The sequence below is a fragment of the Ruegeria sp. BA12 genome (assembly GCF_056539625.1).
On sequence record NZ_JBQFVF010000015.1, the window covers coordinates 1 to 11,422 of the forward strand.

The window sequence follows — 11,422 nt, forward strand, 5'->3', positions numbered from 1 at the left end:
TCAGTGCAATTGATGCCACCCGCCAACTGGCTTCTCAAATAGTGCGCCTGTTGAAAGGATTGGCTTCCGGGATTGTGCTGGTTTCGGGCCTGGTTTGGACCTCACCAGCTGTCGCGGCTGACGTTTCGCAACTTCCGCCCGGTTTGCAGGCGAAGGTTGATCTGGCGGCACAGGCCTGTGCGGAGTTCAACGACGGTCAGTTTGACTTAGATTGGGGTGCGGTTGAAAGGGTCGATCTCGACGGAGACCTACAACGCGACTGGGTTTTGAATGAATCTGGTTTTGCGTGTTCGAGCGCCGCATCTCTTTACTGCGGAACTGGCGGATGCATGTCGCACTACTTGATTGAAGAGGAGGTTCAATCCTTGCTCAACCAGGGCTGGACGGTTGTTGATTTTGGGCTTCAACGCGTTATTGTTGCGGATATTCATGGATCCAATTGCGACGGAATAAACCCAACGCCTTGCGTCACCGCCAGTGTTTGGGATGCGGACGCTAAGACGTGGCGCTCGTCTGCTGGCGATTGGGAGTAAACTGCATTTGTGTGTAGCAGATGTGCCAGAGGCCCCATTTTTCGATGGGTTCTCTGTGGCACGCAAACTTATGGGCGAATTGTACAAAGTTGTGCGCAAATACCGCGCAGAGCTATGGGCAAGCTTCCAAGATTTTCTTCAATGAAATCAATGTTGGGAATGCAGCGCTATGAGTGCACCTACAGTCTCTGAAGGGATTCAATAAAGGATTCTTGTTGTTGCGAACTTGCCTGCGGGTTGGGACGCTACTGAAACACCTTACTGCATGGACATCGCAATCCGGGTCGTAACTAAACGTGAGCAGTGTTGCTGGGGTTCATGCTCAATGTGACTTTTGGAATCCTAGGTTTGGGTTCTCAGGCAGTTTGAACATTCTGCGCAGAAAGCAGACTCTGCAAAGTTCAACCAAAGACGTTTTTTCGGCAATGATCAAGCAATCAATATGCGGCGCTAAAACCCGCATTTTTTGATAGATTTCTGTTTCGGCTGCCATCATATTTGTGACCCCGGTTTTTTCGTCCCAGGGTCACATTTAGATACGCGAGTACTATTCGGCTGGCATCGTTGATGTTTCGGGATCAACAGTTGATGCAATGCCAGCCGCTTCGCGGCGACCATCGTTCCAGATCGCTTTTATCAAAGCAATGCACATCAGCGCCATGACGATAGAGAAAGGTAATGCGCCGATTACCATAGCGGTCTGAATGGCCCCGGTTCCACCTGAGATCAGAAGGCCTCCAACCACCAATGCCAGCGCAGCGCCCCAGAACATGATATGCGGACGTGCCTTGGGCCCTTCGTCACCAGCCGCGTTGATCGTATTCACGATTAACACGGCCGAGTCAGCCGAAGTGACAAGGAAGGTCATCAGCAAAATCACGATCACAACCGCCATGGCCCAGGCCAGGAACTCGGCTATGGGCGCGAGCATGTAGGTGGTCATGGCAAAGATCTTGTCACCATTAGCCGCATCCAGGATCACACCGTTTGCGCCACCGTTCAGTTCAAGGTCGATAGCGGTGCCGCCGGCCCATGCAAACCAGACAAAGCACATCAGCGACGGTACGATCATCGCACCCAGCACGAACTCACGGATGGACCGCCCCCGCGAGATGCGCGCCAAGAACAATCCGACGAAAGGTGCAAACGCGATCCACCAGGCCCAATAAAACACCGGCCACCAGCCCTGCCATTGTGCCAGCAGGAAAGATTCAGACCCTTCTACGCCATCCGAGGCGTAGACGTTGAAGCTGAGCCAGGGCAGAGCAACCAGATAGTCCCAGATGCCGACAAAGAATGCCTTGGCGCCAAAGAACGTAGCCCCGAACAGGATGAAGAAACCCAGAAGGAAGATCGATAGCGCCATATTAATGTTCGACAGCCACTTGATGCCCTTACCCACACCAGACAGAGCTGACAGTGTCGAAGCCCCCATGATGACCAGCAACGCGACGATGATGCCCAGCGTTGTGGCTGAACCGTCTGTATTTGCCAGGCCGCCGATGCCGATACGCGTCAGGCCCGCAACGAACTGCTCAACACCAAAGCCAAGCGTCTGTGCCACACCCAAGATGGTTGCAACGACGGCGACGATATCGATCAGGTGGCCAAGGTTGCCCGAAAGCGCCTTACCAAAAAGCGGCGTCAGGGATGAGCGGATCGTCAGCGGAAGCCCACGGCGATAGCTGAAGAATGCCAATGCAAGACCTGCAATCGCGTAGCACGCCCAAGCGCCCAATCCCCAATGCAGATAGGACCACACGTAGGCAGTGCGCACATTGTCCGCATCTAGGGCTGTAGTGACCCCCTGAATAACCGAAGGATTGTTCTTGAAGTGGGCCACGGGTTCCGCCACCGCCCAGGTCAACATCCCAACTCCGATACCTGCACCGAACATCATCGAGAACCATGAGAAATTCGAGAACTCCGGCTTTTCGCCTTCTACACCCAGGTTCAGACGTCCTGCGGCTGGCCAGATGGCCAAACCAATACAGACGATAACAAACCCGGTTACGACCCAGATGTACCAAGCTGCAAACTGAGCCAGAATGGCTGCATTCCAATCGCCAAGGATCCTGCCGGCCTGGGTCGGCCAAACGATGCACCAGACGACCAGCAAACTAATGATAATCTTACTGATCACCGTGACGTTAACACTGAACCCCCTATAAAAACCGTTGTCAGCGGTCTTAATCGGAAGTTCTGATAGAGGTGGCTTTATCGCCATAATCAACTTCTCCCTGTTTTTGATATTCTGGTGGGACAGTCTGCTAGTTTTGGCCCGATCGCCCATATTGCCGGGAAACCAGTGAGCCCAACGATGCACACCAGTTGCATCGTCAATCTCACTGGGTCCGGGGAGTTAAAACGCGCCGAAATTCTTAGCTTCTCAGAGCCAGCGCACGCGTGTGAATTTCGTTAATCGGATGGCTGTCCGCACCTATGGCCGCGGTTTTGTTTGGTTATCATTGGCTCCCGTGTTTCTCTCACAGGGCTGCACTCGCGCCCATTGGCATAGTTTTTGGTATAAATTTTCTCTCTTTTGCAGTAGCTGAGTAATTATGGGTGACATTAACAGAGTTAATACCAGTCTAAGCCGAAACCTCGTGGCGCTTTATGCGTTCGAAATGGTCGCGAAGCATGGAAACTTTACAAGTGCCGGCGACGCTCTCGGGCTGACCCAGTCCTCGATCTCGCAACGGATAAAAGGTTTGGAGGTCGATCTGGGCGTCGTCCTCTTCAAAAGAGAACACCGGGGCGTTTCACTGACTTATGAGGGGTTGAGGCTTTTGAATGTGGTCAGACCCGCAATGACGCAGATGAATTTTGCGGTAAACTCTTTGCTCGAGCGCAAAACTAAACCCAGTGTTCGAATCTCAGCCGATTTTGCGTTCTCAACATTCTGGCTGCTTCCGCGTCTTGGTTACCTCCGAGAGGAAATCGGGGATGAAATTGAAATTCAGATTTTGGCCTCCACTGTGCCGCCCGGCCTGGATGATACCGATTGCGACATTCGTATCCATGTTGCACCCAAAGCCCAGATCAAACCTGATGAAATACTACTCTTGGAAGAGGTTGTCGCCGCTGTTTGCAGTCCTCAGCTATTAGAGAAGATTGGATCAATCCAAAATCCCGCGGACTTGCTGGATGTTCAACTTCTGAGCCTGTCAAAACCTGCAACCGCAGCGTGGCAAACCTGGCAAGGATGGTTTGATAGCCTGGGCATAACTGGCAAAAGAAAGAAAAATTACATCAGTTTCAACAACTATGACATGGTCACCCAGGCTGCTTTGTCTGGTGAAGGTGTCGCATTGGGGTGGATTGGATTGATTGATGATCTGCTCAGCAAGGGGTCTCTGGTGACCGTTACGGACGATTTAGTCTTCAGCGATGCTGGTTATGTAATGTCTCGAAGTCATACCAACTCCGGCAGGGGGTCCAGGCTTGTGTTCGACTGGATTGCGGATCAAGTTCTCGCAGCATCTTCGAATTAGAACGTCGCTGAGTTGTTCAGTCAGCTCGGCCATAACGTCAGGTCAATTCGAAAACTACGGCAATACTACAACAACATGAAGCGGCATTGAAAACTTGCTTTCTTCTCGCTTTACGGAATTGCAAAATCTGGTCGCGAATGTCGGCTACGGGCTGAATCAGCCAAATATGCAACCCGTAGAAAATGACTGCTGTGGGCCAAAGCTGCCGAAAACTGACTCGGTCCTAAGGTGTTTTTTCAACCACGGGCGCGCATCTCCAAAGCGTCTTGTGTAGTTAGAATGTGTCCCGCGTAACCCCATGAACCGCTGCTTACCTCTAGCAACCGGACAGACGTTCCATTTTGTATTGTTTGCCCGGCGACTTCGCCGAAGGCCTTGGTGATATTTTGTATTATCTTGCCTTTTTCTTCTGCCGAAAACACACCTTCAAGCACCTGAATTTCAATTGAGGGCATCGCACACTCCATTTCTTAAGACTTACCAAAATGCCGGTCTATACTTGGTCGATTGTTCGACAAGATGACATGCAATGCCCATTCTTGTAAGAATCCTATGCAGTTCGAGAGGAGCAACTACATGTCAGCAATGGTTTCATTTCGCTCGGTTGTTGATCCAACGGATTGCGATTTTCTTGGACATATGAATGTTTCGAGGTACTTCGCCGCATGTTCCGACGGTGTTTTAGCCATTCAATCTGAAATGGGGTTAACCGCAAACGATATGCGAACGGGCCGCCGTGTTTCATTCGCCGTAGTCAACGCTCAAAGCGATTTCCGCGCAGAGCTTACTGCTGGTGAATCGATACGGCTGGAGACGGAAGTTGTAGCGATTGGCTCCAAATCCATGACCTTTAGACATCGGCTTTTTCGAGCTGACGGCAACAAAATAGCGTTCGAAACCGAATTCAAATGCGTACTGCTAAGCCTCGAAACCCGCCAAGCCACAGAGATACCCGATGACGTTCGCGAACGTGCAACCAAATGGTTGGGGAACCCAACCTGAATGACCAGAAAGTCCCGAATTGCGTTGGTTCACTCCGACTAATCTTAGCGCCGTACATCAATCGGTGGCTTTGGTCAGCATCGCTAGAATTACAAAGCTCGGTCTTGAAGGTCCGCTTTGGGCTGCGATCTGTCGCAGACATCGTATGCAGAAAATGTCTGCAGTGAGCCCAATGCAGTCATCCATCGTTGCTTGAGCAGGACAATAAATTGCGCATTTGACAACAAGTATTTACGGCCCTCATGCTAAAACTTGGAAATCGAAGTGGAACGACCAAAGGTAATTTCATGTTTAGATCATCAACCCGAAGTGAAGCAGAAAGTTTGTTAAGCGGACTTGCTCTTGGATTTTCTGCGGACCCATTCATGCGTTGGCTGTATCCTGAACCTGCCGATTTCCTCTCCCACTTCCCGCGAGTAATGGACTTCTTTGGAGGGCGTGCATTTGAACAGGGCAGCGCGTTTCGAAACGATGATTTCACCGCTGGCGCACTTTGGCTTCCGCCAAGCATTCACCCTGATGAAGAACGGCTTGTCGCCTGTTTTGAGCAGACGGTCTCACCAGAAAAGCATGATGCGTTGTTCGAAACCTTTGGGCAGATGGACAATTATCATCCAGATGAGGACTGCTGGCATTTAGCATTTATTGCGGTCGACCCAATTCGCCAAGGAAAAGGGTTGGGTTCCGCGTTGCTTGAATGCTGCCTCAAACGTTGTGACGAAGATGGAAGACCTGCTTACTTAGAGTCGACAAACCCTACAAATCTATCGCTGTATAAGCGCTATGGTTTTCAAGAGATGGGTCTAATCAAAGCCGACCAAGCCCCACCCCTATTTCCGATGTTTCGAGCCGCCCAATAGCGATAGAACAAACGGCTGCATTGTCCGCTTCTCGGAAAACTGCAAAGTCTAGTTTTGAATTTCCGGTTTGGGCTGCGACCGGTCACAGATACGCGTCGCGGATATCTGAGCGAACTGCCGTGTCGCAAAGCGACGTGACCTATTCTTTGACCCATGGTAGTGGCCCTGTGAAAGGGCACTCCATGACAGCGGAACAAAAACTACAAAACCCGACAGCTGGTATTGTGTTCGTGCTGATCGGAATATTGGCGATTTCTGTCAATGACATGCTGATCAAATTCCTGTCTGGCGGTTACCCATTGCACCAGATGGTGTTTACAAGATCGTTGATCGGGATCGGGTTCAGCTTTGCCCTGGTCCAGATGGAGGGCGGTTGGCGCATCCTGAAAACCGATCAGCCGGGACTTCACCTTGTGCGCGGTTTGCTGATTGTCATTGCCAATCTGACGTTCTTTACGGCCCTGGCGGTAATGCCGCTGGCAGAAGCCACCGCTGTTTTCTTCGTAGCCCCCTTGATGATCACCTTGCTGAGTATCCCATTGCTTGGCGAAAAAGTTGGGCCGATGCGGATTGGTGCTGTGCTTGTGGGATTTTTGGGCGTGGTGATCATGACTCGCCCATGGGAGGCAGGCGGCGAGCGTGAAGTTGGTCTGTTGATGTATGCCTTACCGATTCTTGCTGCATTTACCTATGCCCTCAACAACGTGATGACCCGTTTTCTTGGCGCAAAGTCCAAAGCCTCAGCAATGGCCGTGTACATTCAGGCGTGCTTTATCGTTGTCAGTCTGTTGTTCTGGTCAGTGGCAGGGGATGGACGTTTTGCGAGCGAGCTCGAGAACGATAGCCTGATCTTCTTACTGCGTGCGTGGGTTTGGCCCGAAGGGGCTGACCGCTGGTTGTTTATTGGCCTCGGATTCAATTCTGCAATTGTCGGGTATTGCCTTGGCCAGGCCTACCGAATGGCAGACGCAGCTACAGTGGCACCGTTTGAATATGTCGGTCTTCCCATGGCTATTTTCTGGGGATGGGTCATCTGGGGCGAACTCCCAAACCTGCCTGTCGCAGTCGGTATTTCACTGATCTTGGGGTCAGGACTGTTTGTCTTTTTGCGCGAGCGTCAGAAAAAGAGGCACGTTGTTACTGAAAAGAGAGTGCACCGCCGGTATTAGGTGCCAAATCAATTCTGGCCAAAAGCCGCTCAAAAATACCTTGGGATATTGAATATCAATCACAGTTGAGCACTGATGAATCTTGTCATTAATGAGATGAGATTTTTGATGCGATACACAGTCATTCTTGCTGCGCTAATTCTTACCGCTTGCGGCAATGAACCCACAGAGCCTTTGACGCGACTTTATCCCGGTGAAACCCCTGAGCTGCGCGTGATGATCAACGAAACTGCGGACGCAAACGGTGTACCGCGGAGCCTCGTACACCGTGTGATCCAGCGAGAAAGCGACTACCGCCCCAATGCCCGAAATGGTCCCTATTATGGGCTGATGCAGATTCTGCCTGCAACTGCGCGCCAGATGGGATTTCGCGGACAGCCTTCCGACCTCTTAGACGCTCAGACCAATCTAACATACGCCGTTAGATATTTGCGTGGTGCTTGGATGGTTTCAGATGGAAATGAACCCGAAGCGGTCATGTGGTATGCCCGCGGGTATTATTACGAGGCGCGAAACAGATGCATGCTTGTGGCCACCGGGCTTAGGGACACTGAGGTGCGAAAGTACTGCGGATGAAGCCCGTCTCTGACATTCTTACTCCCCTCTGGATTTGAGACTTTTGGGCAAATTGCTAACTTTGAGTTATTTGTCATGGCCCCGGAAAAGCTAGTTGTCGGGCGTGCGAGCGCTTCCTCAGGAGAGGCTCCAATTCTGCAAACGACCTAGTCCTCCGGCGCAAGTAGTTTGCACTGGTGTGGAAAGACGGGAGACTGGCACCGAAATTCCTACCTGTGCGTTGCTTTAGGTGACATCTGGCGACACGCCGTGCTTATTACCAGAAGTTGGTCCAATCTCCCGAATTGCTAACTCCGCGATTTTTCGAACCAGATACCATACGCTGCTCCGGCGTGTATGTCCCTTGATCCAGCCAGTCACATCCTGAGCCGGGATCCTACCGCTAGTGTGGATGAGGATCTGGCGCGATTGCGCAGGCAGATGATGGCTGTGTTTGAGCGGTGAAGTCTGTTTGACAGAAATATGCAGAAACCGAGTTTGTTGAGTTTCCGCTACGCGTAGCGGCAGAAAACAGATTTGCAGAGCAGTTGTACTTGTCGGTGGGATTTTCTCCAACGGGTATCGATATTCGAAGACCTAGTTAATGCCCGTATTTCAGTATGCTCTTGGCCATTCGTATTTATGGATGGGCTGCTTGGTATTGTCTCTGAATTCTCAGAAGAGAATGGACATTTAAGTGCCCTGATCTCGCTACTCTTGCCGGAGGCAGAAAAAGCAGGGGAGACACGAATTTGCCAGATGCTGTACGACGTATGAGTGACCAAAGGCTAACACTAAGCTGCCATCAGATCACCAGCATCGCCTGCGATACCGACGATGCAATCATCGCCGATCTGAATGCGATTTGCCGGGCTTTCCCCTCCGAGTTCCAGTTTCGGTGTGGTTAACCAGAACGCGCATTGCCACGGGGTCATTTCACGTGGCAGGGCTTTCAACACTTTTTCCATCAAAGGAAGCGGGGTTCCATCCTGAGCAAACTGGAAAGATGGATAGGCGTTGGCTCCTTTGTAAGGTAAAGAAAGTACCTTCCCGGTTCGTGTCCAGATGTCGGCTATCCGCGTGATCTGCCAGGAGCCCTTCTGCCATTGTGCGTGCACGCCTACATCGTCCAGCAACGGATACTCACGCGCAAAATCATCCATCCGGATGTTATTGACCGCGCAACAATGCCTCTCGAAATTATGCAAATACATCTACTTACTCACTGAACTCACTAACAACTCATGAAACGATACTGCCAAAAAACCGTTCTAACCAAAGTTAAGAAGTTCACATTGGGCAAATTAAACTTCAGCTAACCTCGTTTTTTTGCCTAGCGCGCTGAAATTATTGTTGGTTTGCTTACGATGACCCGCCGTTCTGATGCTCGTAAAACCAGTTCTGAATTCCTGACTTTGTTACTCATTGGAGTAGTAATCCTCACAAGATGAGGGCATTGGCCATGAATCTACCGAACCAATCTCTGGTTTGTGAGTGATCAAGATCAGCGCGTTGGACAAAGCCGCCAATCACTCAGTCCAGTGTTGGAAACTAGTACCGAGCGCGGGCTCTCTTTTCTACGATCACGATCCTCCTCGTCTGACACTCCCGCAAAAAGACAAACAGTCCTGATCCTAAGATTAGCGTGACACCAACCGGGATGGGGAGGTTTTGTATTTCTACCGACCTAAATTCCTTTCTCTGATCACAATACGGACTGACCATTCCAAAAATTTCCTACCGCCACCTTGAATTTCTGGACCAATCATTCCAAATCATGCGCATGAGCAAAAAAACTCTCCCAAATGGCGACATCAAATCATCCGCAGGTCCAGGTAGACCTCGTGCCTTTGACGAAGCTGAGGCATTGGAAAAAGCCTTGTGTGTATTCTGGCACAAGGGCTACGAGACCGCGTCCGTGGATGATCTGACCAAGGCCATGGGTTTGAGTCGGTCCAGCTTCTATGGAGCGTTCGGCAACAAGCAGGCTTTGTTTCACAAAGCCCTCAGCCACTATTCAAGGCGTGGTTTGAAAGCGCTGCGTGACGTTGCTGACGCGGGCGGAGATGACCCTGTCGGTGCGATAATGGAAGCTTTGGCGAACCCGCAAGGCGGTCGTGATGGCTGCATGCTTATCAACTGCCTGACGGAACTTGCTCCTCATGATGATGAAGTGGCGGCTCTCGGGCGGCAGCATTTGGAGAATATTGACGAGATTATTGCGAGAACGCTTGAGCCTTCGGATCCGGGACAGGCCCTCGACAAGGCACGCGCCTTTGCGTCCCTTGCAATCGGAACACTAGCCTTGCGCAAGGCGGGCGTTCCCGCTGAGCAGATATCGCAAACCCTGAAACAAGCCCGGTTGGTGATTTCGCCATAAGGCCTCCCGCCACCATAAGGAAATGAAACCTAAAACAAACTCAATCAAAAGACAGTGACCCCAATATTGGACTGATTGGTCCAATAATATCTGAACGAAGTTTACCAAAGAAGGAAACAGCAATGGCTGATGAAAAACTGTTCTCCGGCATCAAAGCTGGTGCAATCGAGCTGAAAAACCGCATTGTTATGGCGCCATTGACCCGCAACCGGGCAAGAGCCGAGGATGACAGTGTCCATGAATTGCAGGCCAAGTACTACGCCCAGCGGGCGGGTGCAGGTCTGATCATCACGGAGGCTTCGCAAATCTCGCCCCAAGGCAAGGGCTATGCCTGGACGCCCGGCATTTATTCCGAAGCGCAGATCGACGGCTGGAAAAAAGTGACTGAGGCCGTCCATGCCAAGGACGGGAAGATTGTAATCCAGCTTTGGCATGTGGGCCGGATTTCGCATTACAGCTTGCAGCAGGGTGGTGGCGCCCCTGTTGCACCATCCGCAATTGGAGCTAAGGCCAAGACGTTTGATGGTGAGCAGTTTGTTGAAACATCTGAACCGCGGGCTCTGGCCATCGAAGAAATTGCGAACATTGTTTCCGACTACCGGAGGGCCGCGGAAAACGCCAAAGAGGCTGGTTTCGACGGTGTCGAGGTCCACGCAGCCAATGGATATCTGATCGATCAGTTCCTGCGGGACGAGTCCAACAGGCGTGAAGACGAATACGGCGGTCCTGTCGAGAACAGAGCGCGATTCCTGAAGGAAGTCATGGACGTGGTTGTCGACGTGTGGGGCGCCGACCGCGTTGGCGTTCGCCTCAGCCCGTTCTCGGACGCCAACAACATCTCCGACAGCGACCCGCAGGCGACGTTCTCCCATGCGATCAATTTGTTGAATAGCTATGGGTTGGCCTATCTCCATCTCGTGGAAGGACAGACCGGCGGCCCGCGCGATATTCCTGAAGGTGGCGATCTAAAGGCGCTCTATAAATTGTTTGACGGTGCGAAAATGGGCAACAACGCTTATGACCGGGAAATGGCGGTCGAAGCGGTTGAAACCGGAGCCGTCGATCTGGTGGCCTTTGGTCGGCCGTTTATTTCCAACCCGGATCTTGTCAACCGGCTGGAGAAAGACGCCGCGCTGAATGAGCTGGATGCAACTACCCTCTACGGCGGTAACGAAAAAGGATACACCGACTACCCAGCACTAGAAGAGGAAGCGGTTGCCGCAGAGTGATGCATCACTCTTAACTCCTTGGTAACAGGCGATACCAAATAGAGTGAGCGCGCCGGTTTGGACGCGCTCACTTCGAGGTTACGGCAATACCCTTTCTTGAAGCGGGGTTCTGTCACAAGTCTACGAATGGACTGCTTCCCTCCGATTGCGGTGATTAAGAGAGGCTTTTGAGTTTATCTTCAGCGTCTCTTTGAGTTGGC

At 51.6% G+C, this 11,422-nt stretch carries 11 protein-coding genes; 8 read left to right on the forward strand and 3 right to left on the reverse strand.

Annotated elements, in window-relative coordinates:
- Positions 1-533, forward strand: a 533-nt coding sequence (locus ACR0B0_RS19920; RefSeq protein ID WP_480649280.1) for a hypothetical protein, incomplete at its 5' end; no start/stop codon positions are given.
- Positions 534-1,080: 547 nt separating this feature from the next.
- Here the strand turns inward: ACR0B0_RS19920 and ACR0B0_RS19925 are convergent.
- The gene (locus tag ACR0B0_RS19925; protein ID WP_170352056.1) at positions 1,081-2,760 is read right to left on the reverse strand and encodes a BCCT family transporter; all 1,680 of its coding nucleotides are present in this window, start codon (positions 2,758-2,760) and stop codon (positions 1,081-1,083) included.
- 334 nt (positions 2,761-3,094) lie between these two features.
- Here ACR0B0_RS19925 and ACR0B0_RS19930 point away from each other — a divergent pair, with 334 nt between their 5' ends.
- The gene (locus ACR0B0_RS19930) at positions 3,095-4,027 is read left to right on the forward strand and encodes a LysR family transcriptional regulator (RefSeq protein ID WP_170361945.1); all 933 of its coding nucleotides are present in this window, start codon (positions 3,095-3,097) and stop codon (positions 4,025-4,027) included.
- A gap of 236 nt (positions 4,028-4,263) precedes the next feature.
- On the opposite strand, the gene ACR0B0_RS19935 is transcribed toward ACR0B0_RS19930, so the two are convergent.
- A complete protein-coding gene (locus ACR0B0_RS19935; RefSeq protein ID WP_480649282.1) occupies positions 4,264-4,482 on the reverse strand; it encodes a tautomerase family protein in 219 nt (72 codons plus the stop codon).
- A 121-nt stretch (positions 4,483-4,603) separates the two neighbouring features.
- On the opposite strand from ACR0B0_RS19935, the gene ACR0B0_RS19940 reads away from it, so the two are divergent.
- The 4 genes from ACR0B0_RS19940 to ACR0B0_RS19955 all read left to right on the forward strand — a co-directional run bounded on the left by ACR0B0_RS19940 (position 4,604) and on the right by ACR0B0_RS19955 (position 7,634).
- Positions 4,604-5,029, forward strand: a complete 426-nt coding sequence (locus ACR0B0_RS19940) for an acyl-CoA thioesterase (RefSeq protein ID WP_170414968.1) — start codon at positions 4,604-4,606, stop codon at positions 5,027-5,029.
- 365 nt (positions 5,030-5,394) lie between these two features.
- Positions 5,395-5,889 (forward strand): GNAT family N-acetyltransferase, encoded by a 495-nt coding sequence (locus ACR0B0_RS19945; protein ID WP_170379561.1) that lies wholly within the window; start codon positions 5,395-5,397, stop codon positions 5,887-5,889.
- Between the two features lie 182 nt (positions 5,890-6,071).
- Complete coding sequence (locus ACR0B0_RS19950) at positions 6,072-7,058, forward strand: DMT family transporter (RefSeq protein WP_170552502.1); 987 nt, start codon at positions 6,072-6,074, stop codon at positions 7,056-7,058.
- A gap of 108 nt (positions 7,059-7,166) precedes the next feature.
- Positions 7,167-7,634: a lytic transglycosylase domain-containing protein gene (locus ACR0B0_RS19955; RefSeq protein ID WP_254429585.1), complete on the forward strand. Its 468-nt coding sequence runs from the start codon at positions 7,167-7,169 to the stop codon at positions 7,632-7,634.
- A 773-nt stretch (positions 7,635-8,407) separates the two neighbouring features.
- Here the strand turns inward: ACR0B0_RS19955 and ACR0B0_RS19960 are convergent.
- Positions 8,408-8,827: a hypothetical protein gene (locus ACR0B0_RS19960; RefSeq protein ID WP_480649285.1), complete on the reverse strand. Its 420-nt coding sequence runs from the start codon at positions 8,825-8,827 to the stop codon at positions 8,408-8,410.
- Between the two features lie 569 nt (positions 8,828-9,396).
- On the opposite strand from ACR0B0_RS19960, the gene ACR0B0_RS19965 reads away from it, so the two are divergent.
- Positions 9,397-9,993 (forward strand): TetR/AcrR family transcriptional regulator, encoded by a 597-nt coding sequence (locus ACR0B0_RS19965; RefSeq protein WP_170352048.1) that lies wholly within the window; start codon positions 9,397-9,399, stop codon positions 9,991-9,993.
- A gap of 122 nt (positions 9,994-10,115) precedes the next feature.
- Entirely contained in the window at positions 10,116-11,222 is a 1,107-nt protein-coding gene (locus ACR0B0_RS19970; protein ID WP_480649287.1) for an alkene reductase, read from the forward strand.
- The last annotated feature ends 200 nt before the right edge of the window (positions 11,223-11,422 follow it).